Consider the following 19,449-nt stretch of genomic DNA (forward strand, 5'->3'; position numbering starts at 1 on the left):
CACCTGCCACTCAACTGATTCGTTTTCATTTCCACGCCCCTATGGAAAAACCTCCTTATTCCACAATATTATGGATACGCATAAGTCATCCCGTTCTTGGAAAACTTGCCCGAAAAAGAAACAGCCACCCTTCGCCGGACAAAGGATGGCTGTTTCTGCTCTTTTATACGTTTACTTGCTGGATTGCCTGCCGCATGTCCAGCGTATTGGCATTCAGGACGGCCGAAGCGTCGTACACCTGCTTCATCATCTCCAGTTGCCTGTTCGTCATGCTCCGAATCTGTTCTGTCAGCTCGCTTACCCCAGAAGCGATGTTGGCGATGCTGCTCACTGTAGCTGCCACTTCCTCAGACCCCGCAGAGAGCTGCTCTGTTGTGACAGACACTTCCTGAACCTGCTCGCTGACCAGCATGAACGCCTTGACCGCGTGCAAAAACGACTGCTCCGCCTCCGCGGACAGCTCCACGCCTGCCTGGATTTCGGCCGTGACGCTTTCCATTTTGGCACTGATTTTTTCCGATTCCTGGCCGATGTTGCCCAAAAGGGCGGTAATCTGCTGGACGGAGGAAGCCGAGGCATTCGCCAGCTTGCCCACCTCCTGGGCCACAATCGTGAAGCCAAGCCCGTGCTCCCCTGCTCTGGCCGCTTCGATGGAGGCATTGAGCGCGAGAATTTTCGTCTGCTCGGTAAAGCCATGAATCGTGCCCAGCACATGTTCGATTTGCCGGGAATACGCTTTCAATGTTTTCGCGATTTCATACGTCTGTTCCGCTGAGATCGCGATTTCCTGCATCTGCCGGCTCATGCGCTTCATCGCCGTATCGCCGGATTGGGCCATCTCCAGTGCCTGGACGGAAGCATCGGATACCGTTGCCGAGGACTCGGCGATCCGGGCAATGCCGAGCGCGATTTCTTCGATGGCATGCGCACTGTCGTCCGCACTCTTTTTCTGGGAGTGTGCCCCGTCGTAAATGACTTGGACACTCTCATTCACGCTTTGCCCCACTTCCAGCATTTCGTCGGCGCTGTCAGCCAGCTCCTTCGAAGAGACAACCAGTTGGTCAGAAGTCTTGTCCATATTGATGACCAGCCCGCGCACCCGGCTGTGCAAATGCTCGGACATCGCAAGCATCGACTGGTAGACGGTGCCGATTTCATCCTGGGACTTGATCGGCGAGGAACGCAAAATGCTGCCTGCCGCAGCCAGATCGCCCTGCGCCATCTTTTCCGCGCTCTCCTTGACGATATGCAGAGGGCGCAGCGCCCGCTGTACAAACCAGACAATCACCAGGACAGCAACGAGCATAACCGCGAACATCAGCACGTAGATCGGCACGCTTTCCCAGAGCACGTTGGCAGCCAACTGTTCGTAAACCGCTACATCGGTATCAATACCGAGCGCCCCGATCACGGCTCCACTGCTGTCCTTCACCGGAACATAAGCGGAGATGTACGTCCCGTATTCCGGGTTTTCGATGATCGGCGAGCTCGCCTTGTTGCCTGCCATGACGGCCTTCACCGCATCCGGGGGCATATCTGTCACTTCGTCAATCGGTGACGCCATGGGATCATTCGGCGGACGGCCATCAATCATGATCCTCGGTACCTGACTCTCATCGAAACGAACAAAATAGACGTAAATCGCACCAATTTGCGTGCGGAACACATCCAGCTCATGCCGCAGCTCCCAGTACAACTCTGTTTCCGTCGGCTGCTGTAAAAAATCAGCATACAGCTCGGGCTTCATCTGTGCAGCGTAGCTTTCCGCGATCCGCATATTGTAGTTGTTTATTCCTTCTTCAACCGCAGCCCTCGTCTGTATGATCTGCGTAGCGATATTCCCCACAGCGACCAGGATCAAAACGGAGATGATGACGCACAAAATCCGAACAATCAGATGCTTTTTCATAAAGGATGCCATTCGCTTGCCTCTCCTCCCCGCCTCATGATGATAAAAGATATGTACGGTTTTTAATAAAACGGTTATGAATACCATGATAGGCGATTTTGGGCCAGAGGAACAGATGGGATCATTCAAAATATCCATATCTGCAACAATTTTTTTACTATTTACCCGTCTCAAGTCCTATCTTTTTTATTGGCATCGGATTCATTTACGTTTCCTGCTGTGCAGGTACGCTATAATGGTTGTAACATGACTGACACAGGAGATTGCTTGCCATGATGGTTTTCACCTTATTCACCATTTGGGCGCTAGGTCTATTGGTCCTGTTCACGGACCCGAAACGCACGTCGATCCGTTGGGCCTGCGCCACTGCATTCGTCGGAGGAGGCGGGTTCCTCTCTGGGGTCATTGACGAGACGATCATCCCGCTCTGGGCAGGAACGATCAATGCCGGGACCGAGCAGACTTTGCTTTTTCTAAGCAACCTATCTTCCTTTATTTGCCAGGCAGGATTGCCTTATTCGTTTCTCATGTTCGCCGTCCATTCGGCGGAGCTTCTCACCCGCCGGACAAAGCTGATTACCCAGTTCGCTGCGCTCTGCCTGCCAGCCCTGATGCTCGTGATTACCCCCATTTATCCTGTACTTGCCTTCAATTACTGGATCATGGTGGCGTGGGTCATTCCCTTTTTTCTGATCGCCTGCACGCTGCTCATCATACAGTACCGGAACGAGAAAGACCCGCTGGTCAAAAAGAACAGCTTTTTCACGAACCTGTTAATCATCGTTCCGCTGTTTTTCGTCTTTATCTTCATCTACATCATGCGCATCCAGAACGACTACGAAGCATGGCGCTACAATATGCTGGTCGTCGCGATCCAGTTCATTCTGATTGTCGCCATCAGTTTGAAATACGGCTTTTTGGGCGTCCGGCTCCGCGTGGAAAAAAGGCGGCTGGACAGCACGCTGCGCGCGCTCACGTCAGGAGCGCAAATCATTAACCACACGATCAAAAACGAGGTGGGCAAAATCTCGCTGTACGCCGACCGGATCGAATCATACGCGGAGGAAACAAACCAGCCAAACCTGAGGGAAGACGCACTCGTCCTCCTGCAATCCTCCCAGCACATGCTGGACATGATGAACCGGATTCAAAACCAGCTTCGCGACGTCGAGCTGCGCGAGTCACCGTGCGCGCCTGGTGAAATTATCAAGCAAGTCATCCATAACTTGAAGCCTTACCTGGAAAAGCACCAGGTGCTGGTGGAATGCGAACTGGATGAGAGCCTTCACCTGTATGGCGATCCCGTGCAGTTGAGGGAAATCGTCACCAATTTGTGCATGAACGCAATCGAAGCGATGAAGTCTGGCGGCAAGCTTACCCTGCAACTGTTTTTGTCCAACCGTCACCTCGTCATTGCCGTTGCGGATACGGGTACAGGCATTTCCAAGGAAAATTTGCCGCATGTGCTCGACCCTTTTTTCTCTACCAAGCGAACCGGACAAAACTTCGGCCTCGGCCTTTCCTATTGCTATAATGTCATGCAAAAGCATCAAGGAATGCTGAAAATATACAGCGAGCCTGGAAAAGGAACAAGCGTGTTTTTGTTTTTCCCGAAAAAACGCGTCATCACAGGCTCTGCCCAAACAGAAGGGAGGAACTGACATGGAGACGATCAACGTATTTCTCGTCGAGGACGACCCTGTCTGGCGAAAAGGACTGGTCGACTACCTGAACAAAGAAGCAGACCTCACCGTCGTCGGCGAGGCGGGCACAAAAGCGGAAGCGATCGAGCGCTTTTTGGCAGCAGGAGCCGATGTCGTCCTGATGGACATCAACCTGACCGAGAACAATCTCGACGGAATCGAAACCGCGATGGAGCTGATTGCGCTTGAGCCAGACTGTAAAATCATCATGCTCACGTCCCTGACCGCCGACGATGTCATTGTCGAGTCCTTCTCCGCAGGTGCGGTCAATTACATCAGCAAGTCCAGCTTCAAGGAACTTCCCGACGCCATCCGCGCTGCCCACAACAGCCAGTCGGCGATTCACCCGACAGCAGCGGCTGCTCTCCGCAACGAATTTTTGCGCCTGAAAAACGAAGAAAACCAGAAGCTGCTTTCCCCTGCTGAAAAAGAAATTCTGCAACTGATCCACCAGGGAAAGACGCAGACGCAAATCGAGCAATCGCTGCACATCACCAAGCGGACCATCAAAAACCACATCAACCGCATCCTGAAAAAAATGGGCGTCAAAACGAGCAAGGAGGCGGCTGCAAAAGCCAGCCAGAAAAAGTTGTTCTAGGTGTTATGACCAGGTACTAAGGAATGTTGGTACTTTTTTTACTCCCCCCACTCCTTACAATGAGAGCTATACAGCAACACCATTCTTCGTTGTAAAGGTGTGGTCTACATGGTCCTCATTCATGCTTTTTTGAAAATGATTTTGCTGCTATGGTTTCGGCCCCGCATCCACGGAGTCAACAGAATCGACCTGACAAAACCGTCTCTTATCATTCCGAACCACGTCTCCTTGCTCGACGCGGTACTCCTTTCCTTTTGCTTGCCGGAAAGTGCTACCTTTGTCGTCAACACCGGAATTGCCAAGCGGTTTGCCTTTTTCCTGCGCTTCCGCAAGCACATTGCGATTGATCCGCTCAACCCGTACTCGATCCGCCATATGCTTCGGGTCATCCGCAAAGGAGAGACGCTGGTGATTTTCCCGGAAGGCCGCGTCACCACAACGGGCGGCCTGATGAAAATTTACAGCGGCGTCGGCTACCTCGCCATGCGAACAGGCGCAACCGTCTACCCGGTCGCGATCAACGGCCTGGAGCGCTCGATCTTCTCTTATTTGAAAGGCAAGCTGCGCCGCTCGCTGTTTCCCGCCGTCACCATGACAGTCGGCACGCCGTTCACCATCCCGCGCGACGCAAACCGCTCGATGCGTGAACAAAAGTCGGCCGCCAACGACCTGGTCCTGCGCACGCTGCAGGAGGAACTGTTCCAAAGCCGGATGAAGCAAAACGTCAACCTGTTCGACGAAGTGCTGGCGGCCGCCCGCCTTAACGGTCCGAACATGGAGATCGCCAAAGACTTGACCTCGGCGATCAACTACCGCACCCTGCTCGTCGGCAGCTATCTGCTCGGCAGCAAGCTGCAGCAGCCCTTGGCGGGAAAAACGGTCGTCGGCGTCTTTCTCCCCAACTCGGTCGGGCACCTGGTGACGTTGCTGGCGCTGTTTCGCATCGGGAAAACACCTGCCATCCTGAACTTTTCGCTCGGCATCCGCTCGCTCCTCGACTGCTGCGAGACAGCCCATATCGATACGATCCTGACCTCGCGCACCTTCATCGAAAAAGGCAAGCTGGAGCACATTGTCGCGGGCCTTTCGCCGAGCATCCGGATCATTTACCTGGAAGATTTGAAAGCGTCGGCCACCGCTTTTGACAAGCTGGCTGCCCTCACCGCTTATGTGACCAGGAAAAAAGCCGTACCGAGTGCCAATGAACTGATTCTGTTCACATCCGGCAGCGAAAGCAAGCCAAAAGGCGTCGTGCTGACGCACACCAATCTGTACGCCAACATCCAGCAAGTGACCAGCATGATCGACGTTACGAGCCGCGACAAGTTTTTCAACGCGCTGCCGATGTTCCACAGCTTCGGACTGACTGCTGGCACGCTTTTGCCCGTCGTCAAAGGCATTCCGGTGTATCTGTATCCGAGTCCGCTGCACTACAAGGCGATTGCAGAGCTGGTGTACGATCAAAACGCGACCATTTTGTTCGGGACCTCGACGTTCATGGCTGGCTACGGGCGGATGGCGCATCCGTACAACTTCTACTCCTTGCGGTACGTGTTTGCAGGAGCGGAAAAGCTGAAAGACGATGTGCGCAAGCTGTGGATGGATAAATTCGGCGTGCGGATTTTCGAAGGCTACGGCGCAACTGAAACCGCTCCGATCCTCGCGCTCAACACACCGCTCGCCAACAAGCCGGGAACAGTCGGCCGAATCGTGCCGGGCATGCGCTATCGGCTGGACCCGGTCGAAGGCATCGACGAAGGCGGCGAGCTGCTCGTCAAAGGCCCGAACGTCATGAAAGGCTACCTGATTCACGGCCAAGGCTTCGTGCCCGCGGGAGAATGGTACCGCACAGGGGATCTGGTGACAGCCGACAAGGAAGGGTTTCTCAGCATTCAGTCCCGCCTGAAACGTTTTGCCAAAATCGGCGGTGAGATGGTGTCGCTCAATCTGGTGGAAGAACTGGCGATGCAATGCTTCGGACACTCCGGCTTTGCCGCGATCACGGTCAGCGACCAGCGAAAAGGCGAGCGCATCCTGCTGTTCACTACAGATGAAACGGTTCAACTCAGCCAACTGCGCGCCTATTTGACGGAAAAGCAATACTCGCCGCTGCTCATCCCCGGCGCGATGCAGGTCATCAAGGCTCTGCCTCTTCTCGGGAGCGGAAAAACGGACTATGTCAGTCTGAAGCAACTGGCGGAAAGTGGAGGAAACTAATGTGAAGATGCGAATGCAACCGCTGCAAGCCCTGTATTTCACGCAATTTCTCTCGGCCTTTGCCGACAACATGATTTTGTTTGTCATAGCCAACCTGCTGCGGGAGAACGGCTTTTCTCCCGCCATGCTCGCACTCGTTTCCATTTCCTTTTTTCTGCCGTACGTTTTTCTCGCTCCGCTCGTCGGGCCTTTTGCCGACAAGCACGCCAAGTCGTTCGTCCTGGTGATCGGCAACCTGATAAAAGCGCTCGGTGTCGTGCTGCTGTTTGTCATCGATCACTCCAGCATTTTGCTGCTGATGCTCTGCTACTTTACAGTGGGAGTCGGCGCGGTCGTCTACTCGCCTGCCAAATACGGCATCCTGCCGGAGCTGACGCACAATGAACAGGAGCTGTTCCAGGCCAACGCACGAATCGAGGCGTACACCATTGTCGCGATCTTGACCGGAATCGGCGGGGGCGGGGCAATCGCCTCCATGACAGCGCCGCTGTTCTCTTCAAGCATCTGCCTCGCTCTCTACCTGTTGTCGCTTTTCATGACTTTTTTCATCCCGCGCATGAAAGGGAACTCGGCTATTCGTTACGGGACGGAAGCACGTCGCTTTTTCATCGACTTCCAACACCTGATGAACCGGGCGGAAACGAGCTTTGCCCTGATCGGAACCGGTGCCTTCTGGATGAGCTCGGCTGTACTGCGGGTCGCCGTGCTGGCCTGGATACCCGCCGCGCTCGGAATTAACCCGCAAAGCTTTTCCGTCTCGCTGATCCTGGCTACGACGTCAATCGGGATTATCATCGGCGCTTTTCTTGCGCCACGGTTGATTCCGCTGTCCCGGTTCACCCGCTCGGTCGGCTACGGCTTCGGCATGTTTCTCATCATCGTGCTGTTTCCGTGGATTCACGTAACCGTCATTGCGATCTGCCTGCTTCTTCTCGTCGGGTTCATGGGCGGGGTGTTCATCATTCCGATGAATACGATCCTGCAGGACGAAGGGAAAAAGATGGTCGGCTCCGGCAAGACGATTGCGATCCAAAACTTCGTCGAAAACTTTTTGATGGCTGCCGGGTCGGGGATTTACTACCTGATCGTCTATCTGGGCGCCTCCATCTCCGGCGCCATCGTCGCCCAAGGGTTGCTGCTGCTGGCTTTCCTGCTGTATTTGATGAAGCACAGCAGGCGAATTGCGGGCTAATGCGGGGAAAAGAGAAGACAAAAAGGAGCAAAAGCCGTGCGTGATCGTCAAACGTCACGGCTTTTGTTTTGACACACCGCTGCAACAGCGAAAAGCCGTGACCATGACCGTCACGGCTTGACTGCGGCGTAGTTTTGCAAACATTCCAGGAAGGGTTGGCCGTACTTCTCGAACTTGGCTTCGCCCACGCCTTTGATCTTGAGCATCGCCTGCTTGTCGGTCGGGCAGAGGCTGCTCATTTCCTTCAATGTGCTGTCGTGGAAAATGACGTATGGCGGCACACCTTCGCGCTGCGAGATTTCCTTGCGCAGCGCACGCAACTGCTCGAACAGCTCGTCGTCCTCTGCGAGCGCTGCCGGGCGGAGCGATATTTTTTGCACGACGCGCTCCTCGCCCTTGAGCACTGGCAGCGCCCGCGCTCCCAGCTTCACAATCGGGTACTGGCTTTCTGTCACCTGCAAGTATCCTTCGGCAATGAGCAGTTGGATCAGGTCGGCGATTTCCTTTTCCTTGTACTCCTTCATCAGTCCGTAGGTAGGAAGCTGGTCGAACTGGAACTGCGTGACCTTTTTGTTTTTCGAGCCTTTGAGTACCTGGGCAACCAGAGTTGCGCCGAAGCGTTCCCGCATCCGCTTGACGCAGGAAAAGATTTTTTGTGCTTCAAGGGTAATGTCGGTCAGCTCCGTGTTGTCGGTGCAGTTGTGGCAGCGGCCGCACTCAGGCGCATCCGTCTCGCCGAAATACTGCACGATGTACTGCTGCAGGCAGCGCGGCGTCCGGCAGTAGTCGACCATGGCGTACAGCTTTTTGTACTCGTGCTCCTTGCGTTCGTCGGTTAGCTGGTTTTGCTCGATAAAAAAAGACTGGGTCTGGATGTCCTGCGGCTGGTACAGCAAAATGCACTCGCTCGGCTCGCCATCGCGTCCGGCGCGGCCCGCCTCCTGGTAGTACGCTTCCAGGTTTTTCGGCATGTTGTAGTGAATGACGTAGCGCACATTGGACTTGTCGATGCCCATTCCGAATGCGTTGGTCGCGACCATCGTGCGGACATCATCGAACAGGAACGCTTCCTGATTCGCCGCCCGCTCTTCCTCGGACAGCCCGGCGTGGTATTTGGTCACGGAAAAGCCGCGCTTCGCGAGGTCGGCGTGCAGCGCATCGACGTCTTTTCGCGTGGCGGCGTAGATGATTCCGGACTGCTGCCTGTTGGCTTTCAAATACGCCTGGATGAACTCGCGGCGGTTTTCCCCTTTGCGCACCGACAGAATGAGGTTGCCCCGGCCAAAGCCAGTGATAAAGAGGCGCTCGTCCTCCAGGGTAAGCTGGCGCTTGATGTCGGCGGTAACTTCCGGTGTTGCCGTCGCGGTCAAGGCTGCGACGACGGGACGCTCTGGCAGCGTGCGCAAAAAGCGGGCGATCTCCAAATAGCTGGGGCGGAAGTCGTGGCCCCACTGCGAGACACAGTGCGCCTCATCGACAGCGACGAACGAAATCGGCACATTGCGGATCAAAGTTTGAAACGTTTCCGACTCCAGCCGCTCAGGCGCGATATAAAGCAGCTTGTACTCCCCGCGCGCCGCCATCCGCAAGCGCTCGCGCACCTCGCTGTAGTCGAGCGAGCTGTTGATCTGCGTTGCCGCAATGCCCATGTTGACCAGCACATCTACCTGGTCCTTCATCAGCGAGATAAGCGGCGAAATAACGATGGTGACGCCGTCGAACAGCATGGCCGGCACCTGATAGCAGATGGATTTTCCCCCGCCGGTCGGCATGATGCCGATCGTGTCATGGCCTGCGAGCAGGCTCTCGATAATCTTCTTTTGTCCCTCGCGAAACGATTCGTAGCCGAAATATTTTTGCAAAACTTCCCGTGCTTTATGGAGCAAAGAGAATCACCTTCTCTTTCAATAAATTGGTTCAATTGATTATTGATTCTATTTAGTGTAAACACAGGTGGTGGGACAAAACAAGAGGAAGCACAGCAGATGAAAAAGAGCACCATTGCAGGTGCCCTTGTTCTGTATTGCGTTTGGCAGGCTTGGTCAGCCTTGTACGCCATAGCTTTTATCAGGGTACGTCGTCGAGTCTCTGGCAGAACGGTCACTGATAGAACACAAAAACTGCATATCCCAGAACCATCAGAGCCGGCCATGCTTTACCCAGAACGATCAGAACCACAACGACTTAGACAAAACATAACCCAATAAAAATGTTTCATCTTTCGTTTAGGGGTTCTATAGAAACAAGTTTCGGCAATCCTATCAAGCTAGACTCATACTCTACAAAATACTCTTCGTTCGCTTTAATTAATTTCGTAATAACCCTCGGGACATCAATCGTTCTTTTCATGTTGAGTTGATCCTCAATTACGATGAAGTCATTGCTAACCTCTTTTACTTTTACGACGGCTGCTGTCTTCTCCTTAAAATAAATACTCCATATTAGTGAAAACCCCATCATTACAAGAAACAATATGCCCAAGTAAACAATAAGTTTTTTCTTTTCCATTTATATTATCCCTTTATTTACACATATCGGTACTTTTATACAAGTATTGTTACTATTCTAATATACCATACATTAGGAGGTTTTTTAAATGATTCCCTTTACAAAAAAAAACACTTAAGATAATGGTTTTTTCTGAAAAAATTGATACTTTACCAGAGGAAATGCAAGAGGAATTGATAGCTGATGGTGGCGTTAAAGTGGACTCGGAAGTTGAGTATGAACCAACTTTCTATACTGACCTAGATGGAGTTGAACACATCGTCACAGAAAAAAACAAAGAAAAAAGTAATTGGAATTGACCTTGACGGTCATAAAGATGTTCTTGGAATCTGGATTGGAGAGAATGAATCGGCAAAATTCTAGCTCCATGTACTCAACGAACTGAAAAATCGCGGGGGCCAGGATATTCTTATTACAAGCGTCGATAACCTTCGTGGCTTTACAGAAGCCATCTCAGCATGTTATCCGAAGACGGAGATTCAGAAATGTGTCATCCATCAAATCCGAAATTCCATCAAGTATGTTTCCTATAAGGATCTCAAAAAGATCACGTCCGAGCTAAAACCCATCTATCAAGTTCCAACGGAGCAAGCCGCGTTGGAAGAACTCGAGCAGTTTGAACAAACCTGGGGCAGTAAATATCCCTTGATGGTTCGTTCCTGGTGGAGTAATTGGGACGAGATTGCCACCTTCTTTCGATATCCTCCAGAGATTGGAAAGCTGATCTATACAACAAACGTGATTGAAAGTTATCATCGACAGCTTCGAAAGGTGACAAAAGGAAAAGCCATGTTTCCCACAGACGATGCCCTTTTGAAGATGTTATATCTCGTAACCATGGATGTTCTGCGAAAGTTGACGGGACGAGTCCAGAACTGGGGCCAGATTCTCTTACAGCTTTCCGTTTTTTTTGAAGATCGGGTACAGCCGTACATCCGTTAATAAAAATGAAAGGCTTCATCCCCGAAAGGATGATCTTTCTCTCCACCAACGCGTCCAGGGTTCGCTTCGCCTTACGCCCTTGACTCGATTGGTTTCGAAAAAGATGTCCCAATTAGGGGATGAAACCTTTTCATATATCGGTTGATTGAGTTTACACAAAAATCTTGACAGACCCAGAAGAAATCATGGCCTAGCGGGATCGGTTTATCCGCATTAAAACACGTTTAGCTGTTCTCCAGTTAACACCTTTTTCTTTGCAATATGGGAGATAGAATGATCTTTTATGTCTCGTAAGTATTATAGTCTAAACCAATAGATCATAAACATTATTAATCCAAGTAAATTGATAGTCAATGCTAAATAGAGATATCCTTTATTAGTTTTTCTACTAAACTCAATAAAAATCAAGACAAAAGACAAAAAATAGAGAAATACGATCACAGTTAAAATCCAGCCTATAACTATCCAATTGCTCAACACCTGTTCAAGCAGCAAGAACAATAAGAATCCTCCATTTACCACCAAAGCAAGAAGTAATGATTTATTGATATTTTTCAAATAAAATTACCTCCTTATTAAAAATTAAAAAGTCTGTCACCGCCGGGATATAATTGACCCAGGTTCGCCGGAAAGAAAATGACCCACCCTTAGCGAATATATCCCCTTCGGTATTAACGGCCAAGTTAATTTTCGGAGGGAGACACATGCTTAGGAGTGGGATAGTGATATCGTTACATACCATGAGGGCAGAAGGCAAGAGTATTCGTGAAATTGCCCGTCTAACGGGGCATTCTCGAAATACAATTCGCCGATATCTCCGGGGTGAATTGGACTGTCAACACCAAACTAGACAGATTCCTTACGTTGGATGGGCTGCATTAAGTTGGGCAGAAAACTTGTAGAATAAACCTATATGATTTTCGTTCGGCAGGCTTAATCAGCCCTGTACTCCATCGCTTTTTTCCGGTATGTCAAGCTACTGGCTGAACGATCACCGGATGAATGACGCCAAAAGACAAACCGCAGCACCAAATAAACGCCATACCCGAGTATCCCTCCCACCGTATTCAGCAAAAGATCGTCGACGTCAAACGTGCCGCAGCTCAGCACTAGCTGCGTCGTTTCCAGCCCAAGGCTAAACAGAAACGACAGCCATGCGACTTTGCCGACGGAGCCTGCTTTTTTCGCAAACAACAGCGGCAGCATCAAGCCAAAGGGCATAAATGCAACGATGTTTCCGACGAGATTCACGAAGCTGTGCCCACTCTGGCCGTTTCGAATCTGTGACACGTAGTTTTGAATTTCATGAAACGGCACGAGGTTGCCCCGGTAGCGCAGCCGCTCCACGATGCTCGTCGGGTCGTTTGAAAGCATTTGCCATTGTATCTGCAACAGCTCTATATCCAGACTGCTGAATTTTAACAACAGCACTTTTATGACCAAATACAAATACACCGCAAAACGGAGTACCCCAGAAAAAGCGGAACCGTCCATGCCCTACCTTTTTTCGGCGCTGTATGCAATGTCAAATCCCCTCTCCAACAACTTTTTTGTCTCTGTAAAGCGGACCACTTCGTTTGCCGCCCCCATCACCACAGAAATCAGACGCTTGTCACCCTGCCTGGCCGTCCCTGTAAAACAGTAGCCCGCTTTATCGGTAAACCCTGTCTTCAGTCCGTCCAGCCCTGGCACGTTCATTTCGTCGTGATCGGTGCGCACCATCAGATTGGTGTTGTCCACCCGTTCCCCGAAAGAAAGCTGCACAAAAGGCTCGGCAGTCAACTCCACAATCTCCGGGAAGTCGCGAAGCAGATAGTGCGCCAGCATGCCTACGTCTCTTGCCGACATCTCATTTTGCCCGTAGTCGTAATCCAGCCCTGTCGCGTTGACAAAAGACGAGGACGCAAGCCCCAGCTCGGCTGCCTTTTTGTTCATCTGTCTGGCAAAAGCAGACGTGCTGCCCGCCAGGTATTCACCGATGGCTACGGCCGCGTTGTTTGCGGAGCCGACCGCCATCGCTTCGTACAAATCGCGAAGCGGGTACGCTCTGCCCGGCTCAAGCTGCACCCGCGCGCCCCCGGCCCCGGCGGCATTTGCGGAAACGGGCACTTCATCGTCCCAAGCGACACGCTTCTCCCGGATCGCTTCCAGCAGCAAATACTCGGTCATCATTTTCGACATGCTTGCCACCGGATAGGGGGTATCGGCATTTTGGGCGTACAACACTTCGCCTGTCTCGCTGTCGAGCAAAACAGCCGCCCGCGCCTCCACACTGCCGGTTATTTTCCCCAGCACAGTCTCAGCTCTTCTGTTTACCAAATCTGCTACTGCCGGCCTCATGTCGCTCCAACAGGCATAACCCGCAGCCACAACGAGCAGAAGCAGCAGCAGTGTTCCTCTCCGCATAAAAACAAGCCCTCCTCATCACACATGAACACATTCGTTCTTCATGCAACAAGGATAGGCTTTTGAAATCAAAAAAACGGAAACGAAAAGTAAAGAAAAAGGAAAGGATTTATGAAGAGGGAGAGGTACGAGGAAGCCAGATCGTAAAGGTCGTCCATTCCGGCGTGCTGTCCACGGAAATGCTGCCATGGTGCAGGTCAATGATGCTTTTGGCGATGGCCAGTCCCAGTCCCGAGCCGCCCGTCTCTTTGGAGCGCGACCCTTCTACCCGGAAAAAGCGCTCGAACAGATTGGGGATATATTCGGCTGGAATTGGCGCTCCGTTGTTGGCAACAGATATGGCAACCCCGCCCTGCTGCTCGAATAGGCGAATGAAAATGTCCGTGCCGTCCCGCCCGTATTTGACCGCATTTGAGAGCAAGTTTTCCAGCACGCGGACGAGCTTGTCTGTATCGCCGATCATCTCGATTTTTTCGTCCGGCGTGTCTACATGCAGGCACAAGCCCGCTTCCTGCGCCGCAATGCGAAAGCCCACCGAGACTTGCTCCACCAGCTCCACGAGGTCAAACTGTGTCCGGGTCACATGCGCTCCCCGATTGCGGACCTTGGTGTACTCGAACAAGTCATTGACCAGCACGTTCATCTGCCTGGCCTTTTCATAGGCGATGTGGGCGTACTGCCTGAGCTGCTCTTCGTTTTTGTACTTGCGCTCTTCAATCAGTCCCAAATAACCGATAATCGACGTCAGCGGGGTGCGCAAATCGTGGGACACGTTCGTCACCAGCTCATCCTTGGACTGCTCCAGCCGCCGCTCCTCCTCCATCGCTTCGCGCGTGCTTTTGACCAGCGCATGAATGCTGTCGACCACATTTCCCAGGCTGCCGCTCGGCCGGATGGAGATGACGTGCTGAAAATTCCCTTTGGCGATGTAGTGCAGTTCGGAGATGATCTGCTCCATTTGTTTTTGCTCGATGTACTTGCGGATACGGACAAACGTCCAGGCGGCAAACAGCCCGATTCCCAACAGAATGATCGGGATTTTAAACGACTCAATGCCGAAGCTGCGCCGCAAAAACCAGACGTACTCTTTGACTTCCCGAATGTTGTACAAATAGTTTTGGGCGAGAAAGGAAGCGGTCTGCAAAACAGCATAGAAGATTGCCAGACTCAGGATCAGGTCGAGGAAAATGCGCAAAAAATCTTTGGCATCAAGCTTCAATTTTATAGCCTACCCCCCAGACGGTCTGGATCACTTTTTCGCCATTGGTCGCCTTCTCCAGCTTTTCGCGCAAATTGCTGATGTGCACCATCACCGTCTTGTAGGAGACGTAGTTTTCCATTTTCCAGCAGCGGTCGAAAATTTCTTCGGAGGAAAAAACCCGGTTCGGGTGGCTGGCCAGCAAAAACAGCACGGAAAATTCCAGGGCGGTCAGTTTGATCGGAACGCCATCCTTCGTCTCGACGACGTGACTCTGCTTGTCGATAATCAGCGGGCCTGCCTCGATGACGTGATCCTGCTTTTGTTGTTGGTTGTAATTGGCCCGGCGCAAAAGGGATTTGACCCGCGCGATCACCTCCAGCGGATTGAACGGCTTGGCGACGTAATCATCGGCTCCGGTCATCAGCCCCATGATTTTGTCCATGTCGTTCGTTTTCGCGCTGGCCATCAGGATGGGGATTGTCGAGTCTTTTCGTATGCGTTTGGTCACTTCCAACCCGTCGAGGTTCGGCATCATGACGTCCAGAATAACGAGATCGATGTTTTTTTGAGCGAGCTTTTCCAGCGCTTGTACACCGTCGTGGGCTTTTTCGATCTCGTAGCCTTCGTTGCCTAAATAGATGGCGAGCAGGTCTACGATTTCCTTGTCGTCGTCTACGATTAGTATTTTCATTGGCTACACCTCCGCACGAATCTGAGTCATTACTGACCACTATAGCAGAAATGTTTAAAGAAAATCTAAAGAGGTGACGCTGCAATGATCCTGCAAGAACGCCTGTTGGAAGCGTCCTGTCATTTTAGAGTTCACTACTTTCTTCCGTCATGACCTTTTCAAAACGGAAAAATTCAAATTCTTCATCTGACTCAGGCTCTTCCCCTTCGATATTTGGCCCTGGGTTGCCTTTATGATTAAACTCAACAATTTTGAAGCCACATTTATTCACGTAAAAATGAATATTACGCTTTTCAAAATACGGTGTGTGCAGTTCCCAAACCTTCGTCTCCGGGAACGCTGCTTCTATCGCTTTCCATGCCTTTGTACCAAGACCGTTACCGTGTGCATTCGCCTTTATATACAGGAAATCCACTTCGTTTCGCTGTGTTTCGGGATTAATATTTAATACGACGCCACCGATTCTTTCGCCATTTAGAACAATTTGGCGCACAACCGAATCTTTTACAGTAAGCGAATGCTCGAAATCCTCCTCGGATGGGAGTGGTCCCATTTTGGTTGAATCCTCTGCTTCTGGAAAACTATCTTGTAACCCTTTCATAAATGCCTCTTGTATTTCTTCCTTAAATATTGCCAACTCTTCCTGCGGTAGAGGGGCTAACGTAATTTGTTCATTTTGTTGTTTTGTCATTTCGAAACAACCTTTCTCTTTACACGATTAAATAATCGACCGACTGTTAAAAATAGCAAACTCCAAAGTAAAGCACTCACCCCAGCATATAGCACGTAAATGCCACAAAAGTACACCGTAACATCCCCATGGCCCTCTTCCTCATCACCCTTCGTGCGTTCCATACATGAACGATTGCTTGCCTCATGTATATTTTCGTGTTATGTTCACAAAAAAAGTGTACGGTATGGAGTAACTCCAGAGTAAAGAAAGAAGTGAAAAGAAATGAAAAATATATCCGAAAAAACATTTTCCACTGGTGAATTTGCCAAATTACTTGAAGTAAATAAGGATACGCTTCTGTACTACGATAAAATCGATTTATTTAAACCAGCAGGCACTTTTGATAACGGCTATCGCTACTACACATTCGATCAGTTGGATCAATTTGTAGCCATTCAATTGCTTCGTGCAGTTAAGCTACCGATTAAAGAACTCAAAACGTATTTTGACGCGCCTAACACCCATACTCTGCAACAACTGGCAATGCAACAGCAGGAAAAAGTGGCAAGGGAAATCCAAAAATTGCAAGACATTCAATTTTTCCTAGAACGAACAGTTACCCTGACAAAAGAGATGGAGGAAATTTCATTTGGTAAAGTTTTTGTGCAACAACTACCAGCTGAACCTGTTGTGTATAGCGACGAGAAAATAGATTGGTCGGTATTAACGGAGGAAGTTTACGAGCAATCTACACGGTTTTTAAAAAAGCTTGGGGTGAAAAGTACAGCCGCATACGGTATTGCGTATTCAAAAGAAGATTTTCTAAATAAGGAGTCTGGAAACGTAAGCTACCTATTTTGTCGCCTAGACGACCCGTCAGCAAGAATGAAGCCACCTGGACACTATGCGATCATTTATCATCAGGGATCTTATGATGACATCTCACAGACCTATCACACGCTACTCACTTATTTAGAACAGGAGCAGTTGGCGTTGGATGGTGATATTTATGAGGAATATTTACTGCACTCGATTGCAGCAAAAGAGGAAAAAGATTATATTACAAAAATTAGTGTGAAAGTAAAACCGCGTGAGGCGAGTCATCAACCTCTTTAGTGCTTGTCATGCTGACGACTATCTTGCTAGATAGGTGTTTTCCATTTTTTAGAATCTCTCTCAACAACAATCGGGCGCTCTAGTGATATAACACCATAGATATTACATACAACTACAAAAAAGGTACTACATGTTTAAAATGTAATACCTTTTCAATAGTTTGATTATGAACATTTCACCCTAGATAAACACAGGATGGCATCGGCTTTTCCCAGTATATTCACCTGCTCATGCCAGTGAGTGGGTTACTTTTTTATTCCTTCGGATGAATCATCTGCTCCGGGCGCACGATCTGGTCGAATTGTTCTTCGGTCAGCAGGTTGCTCTTGATCGCCGCTTCCTTGAGCGTGATGCCCTCTTTGTGTGCCAGCTTGGCTACGGCTGCTGCGTTTTCGTAACCGATATGCGGGTTCAGCGCGGTTACGAGCATCAGCGAGTTGTTCAGGTTTTCCTGAATGACAGACAGGTTTGGTTCAATGCCGATAGCGCAGTGGTCGTTGAACGACTTCATGGCGTCTGCGAGCAGTCGCGCCGATTGCAGGAAGTTGTAGATGATAACTGGCTTGAACACGTTCAGCTCAAAGTTCCCCTGGCTTGCGGCAAAGCCGATTGCGGCATCGTTGCCCATCACCTGGCACGCAACCATCGTAATCGCTTCGCTTTGCGTCGGGTTTACTTTTCCTGGCATGATCGAGCTGCCCGGCTCGTTGGCAGGGATTACGATTTCGCCGATGCCGCAGCGCGGTCCGCTCGCCAGCCATCTGACGTCGTTGGCGATTTTCATCAGGTCGGCTGCCAGCGCCTTCAACGCTCCGTGCACGTGAACAAGCTCGTCGTGGCTGGTCAGCGCGTGGAATTTGTTTGCGGCAGTCACGAATTTTTTGCCGAGCGCTTCGCTGATTTCCGCAGCGACCAGTTCGCCGAAGCGCGGGTGGGCATTGATGCCAGTACCAACGGCCGTACCGCCAATCGCCAGCTCACGCAAATATTCGTTGCTTTCCCGAATCATTTTCTCTGTTTTTTCCAGCATGCGCACCCAACCGCTGATTTCCTGGCCCAGTGTCAGCGGAGTGGCATCCTGCAAATGCGTCCGGCCGATTTTGATGATGTCTATGTAAGCCTCGCTTTTTTCCTGGAGCGTCTGCTTGAGCAGTGCCAGAGCAGGCAGCACTTGATCCTCGACAGCTACCAGTCCCGCCATGTGCATGGCAGTCGGGAATGTGTCGTTGGAGCTTTGCGATTTGTTTACATCGTCGTTGGCGTGAATCCGCGCACTGCTTCCTTTTTCCTCCAGCAACTGGTTGGCGCGGCGAGCGATGACTTCGTTGACGTTCATGTTGGACTGGGTGCCGCTTCCGGTTTGCCAGACAACCAGCGGGAAGTGTTCATTCCATTTTCCGGCGATAACTTCGTCGGCTGCCGTTATGATCGCTTCCGCCTTTTCCGCATCCAGCTTGCCCAGCTTTTGATTCGCCAGCGCCGCACTTCTTTTCAGGATGGCAAACATGCGAATGACCTCAAGCGGCATTTTCTCCGTGCCGATCTCAAAGTTTTGAAAGCTGCGCTGTGTTTGCGCTCCCCACAGCTTGTCCGCAGGCACTTTCATTTCACCCAACGTGTCTTTTTCGATTCGAAAATTCATCTCGCACCCTCCTCTATGAATGACTGCCTTTTTTCCTTTTTTATCATGTCCACTTCTTCTCTTTTGAAATAGGAGCAGATTGTATTTATTTAAATGATAATGATTTTCATTATTGTTGGCAAGGAGAGAAGTGTATATGAACAGTTGTATCATGCGGAATAAATTCAGCACTTTCGGGAAGATACGAGACTTGATGGATCGTGCTTTGCATGATGAAACATTCCTTAATCGGCATGGTATCTTTCAGCGCAGCAACACTCGCGTTGAAAACGGCAGTGATAGCTCCCTTCTCTGAAAAAAATTTTTTAAATAATGTTGTGTTTTACCTCTGATTTTTTCCTAGATAAGTGAAGCGACAATGCTGGCCAGATATTTGTTGCTTAAATCAATAATAAAAAAGGAGAAATGAAAAATGGCATATCCTTATGGAGAACTGTTGGAGGACTTGGGAGATAAAAAGGACAAATGGGATTTTACAGAATTTAAAGGAAGAGATAGCGTTGATTTGCTTGCAAGGATGATTTACAGTGAGGCCGAAGGGGAAGAGTATGAAGGCAAACTGGGAGTCGCACACGTTGCCAAAAATAGGAAAGCGTATAATAATGGCAAGACCTATGGAAAAACATATGAAGAGCCATTCCTGTAATGAAG

General features: G+C 50.5%; 15 protein-coding genes and 2 pseudogenes. 8 read left to right on the forward strand and 9 right to left on the reverse strand.

Translation table 11 applies throughout. The features are described 5' to 3' along the window. Window positions 1–163: 163 nt before the first annotated feature. Entirely contained in the window at window positions 164–1,921 is a 1,758-nt protein-coding gene (locus tag EDM57_RS15245) for a methyl-accepting chemotaxis protein (RefSeq protein WP_122905557.1), read from the reverse strand. Window positions 1,922–2,181: 260 nt separating this feature from the next. Here EDM57_RS15245 and EDM57_RS15250 point away from each other — a divergent pair, with 260 nt between their 5' ends. The 4 genes from EDM57_RS15250 (at window position 2,182) to lplT (ending at window position 7,619) form a co-directional block, all read left to right on the forward strand. Further along, window positions 2,182–3,570: a sensor histidine kinase gene (locus tag EDM57_RS15250; RefSeq protein ID WP_122905558.1), complete on the forward strand. Its 1,389-nt coding sequence runs from the start codon at window positions 2,182–2,184 to the stop codon at window positions 3,568–3,570. Window position 3,571: 1 nt separating this feature from the next. Continuing rightward, entirely contained in the window at window positions 3,572–4,210 is a 639-nt protein-coding gene (locus EDM57_RS15255) for a response regulator transcription factor (protein ID WP_025848057.1), read from the forward strand. A gap of 108 nt (window positions 4,211–4,318) precedes the next feature. Next, the gene (locus tag EDM57_RS15260; RefSeq protein WP_122905559.1) at window positions 4,319–6,427 is read left to right on the forward strand and encodes an AMP-binding protein; all 2,109 of its coding nucleotides are present in this window, start codon (window positions 4,319–4,321) and stop codon (window positions 6,425–6,427) included. A gap of 7 nt (window positions 6,428–6,434) precedes the next feature. Continuing rightward, window positions 6,435–7,619: a lysophospholipid transporter LplT gene (gene lplT / locus EDM57_RS15265; protein WP_246005823.1), complete on the forward strand. Its 1,185-nt coding sequence runs from the start codon at window positions 6,435–6,437 to the stop codon at window positions 7,617–7,619. A gap of 110 nt (window positions 7,620–7,729) precedes the next feature. On the opposite strand, the gene recQ is transcribed toward lplT, so the two are convergent. Together recQ and EDM57_RS15275 are read right to left on the reverse strand one after the other, a co-directional pair. Continuing rightward, on the reverse strand, window positions 7,730–9,505 hold the full coding sequence (gene recQ, locus EDM57_RS15270) for a DNA helicase RecQ (protein ID WP_122905561.1): 1,776 nt from the start codon (window positions 9,503–9,505) through the stop codon (window positions 7,730–7,732). Between the two features lie 328 nt (window positions 9,506–9,833). Further along, on the reverse strand, window positions 9,834–10,127 hold the full coding sequence (locus EDM57_RS15275) for a hypothetical protein (RefSeq protein WP_122905562.1): 294 nt from the start codon (window positions 10,125–10,127) through the stop codon (window positions 9,834–9,836). 285 nt (window positions 10,128–10,412) lie between these two features. Here EDM57_RS15275 and EDM57_RS15280 point away from each other — a divergent pair. Beyond that, window positions 10,413–11,069, forward strand: a pseudogene (locus EDM57_RS15280) (IS256 family transposase); the annotation flags it as partial. Window positions 11,070–11,773: 704 nt separating this feature from the next. Beyond that, window positions 11,774–11,896: pseudogene (locus EDM57_RS15290) on the forward strand (helix-turn-helix domain-containing protein); the annotation flags it as partial. A 106-nt stretch (window positions 11,897–12,002) separates the two neighbouring features. Here EDM57_RS15290 and EDM57_RS15295 read toward each other — a convergent pair. From EDM57_RS15295 to EDM57_RS15315, 5 genes are all read right to left on the reverse strand, one after another. Beyond that, window positions 12,003–12,563, reverse strand: a complete 561-nt coding sequence (locus tag EDM57_RS15295; protein ID WP_122905564.1) for a VanZ family protein — start codon at window positions 12,561–12,563, stop codon at window positions 12,003–12,005. A 3-nt stretch (window positions 12,564–12,566) separates the two neighbouring features. Then, window positions 12,567–13,475, reverse strand: coding sequence for a D-alanyl-D-alanine carboxypeptidase family protein (locus EDM57_RS15300; protein ID WP_025848069.1), 909 nt, complete (start codon window positions 13,473–13,475; stop codon window positions 12,567–12,569). A gap of 109 nt (window positions 13,476–13,584) precedes the next feature. Beyond that, window positions 13,585–14,694, reverse strand: coding sequence for a sensor histidine kinase (locus EDM57_RS15305; protein WP_122905565.1), 1,110 nt, complete (start codon window positions 14,692–14,694; stop codon window positions 13,585–13,587). Next, the gene (locus tag EDM57_RS15310) at window positions 14,684–15,367 is read right to left on the reverse strand and encodes a response regulator transcription factor (RefSeq protein WP_122905566.1); all 684 of its coding nucleotides are present in this window, start codon (window positions 15,365–15,367) and stop codon (window positions 14,684–14,686) included. The genes EDM57_RS15305 and EDM57_RS15310 overlap by 11 nt, the downstream gene beginning before the upstream one ends. Window positions 15,368–15,491: 124 nt before the next feature. Then, complete coding sequence (locus EDM57_RS15315; protein WP_122905567.1) at window positions 15,492–16,058, reverse strand: GNAT family N-acetyltransferase; 567 nt, start codon at window positions 16,056–16,058, stop codon at window positions 15,492–15,494. A gap of 264 nt (window positions 16,059–16,322) precedes the next feature. Between EDM57_RS15315 and EDM57_RS15320 the strand changes: the two genes are divergently transcribed. Beyond that, the gene (locus EDM57_RS15320) at window positions 16,323–17,156 is read left to right on the forward strand and encodes a MerR family transcriptional regulator (protein WP_122905568.1); all 834 of its coding nucleotides are present in this window, start codon (window positions 16,323–16,325) and stop codon (window positions 17,154–17,156) included. Window positions 17,157–17,409: 253 nt separating this feature from the next. On the opposite strand, the gene fumC is transcribed toward EDM57_RS15320, so the two are convergent. Continuing rightward, window positions 17,410–18,798: a class II fumarate hydratase gene (gene fumC / locus EDM57_RS15325; RefSeq protein ID WP_122905569.1), complete on the reverse strand. Its 1,389-nt coding sequence runs from the start codon at window positions 18,796–18,798 to the stop codon at window positions 17,410–17,412. 412 nt (window positions 18,799–19,210) lie between these two features. On the opposite strand from fumC, the gene EDM57_RS15330 reads away from it, so the two are divergent. Beyond that, entirely contained in the window at window positions 19,211–19,444 is a 234-nt protein-coding gene (locus EDM57_RS15330) for a hypothetical protein (RefSeq protein WP_122905570.1), read from the forward strand. The last annotated feature ends 5 nt before the right edge of the window (window positions 19,445–19,449 follow it).

Source organism: Brevibacillus gelatini (genome assembly GCF_003710935.1).
GTDB lineage: Bacteria > Bacillota > Bacilli > Brevibacillales > Brevibacillaceae > Brevibacillus > Brevibacillus gelatini.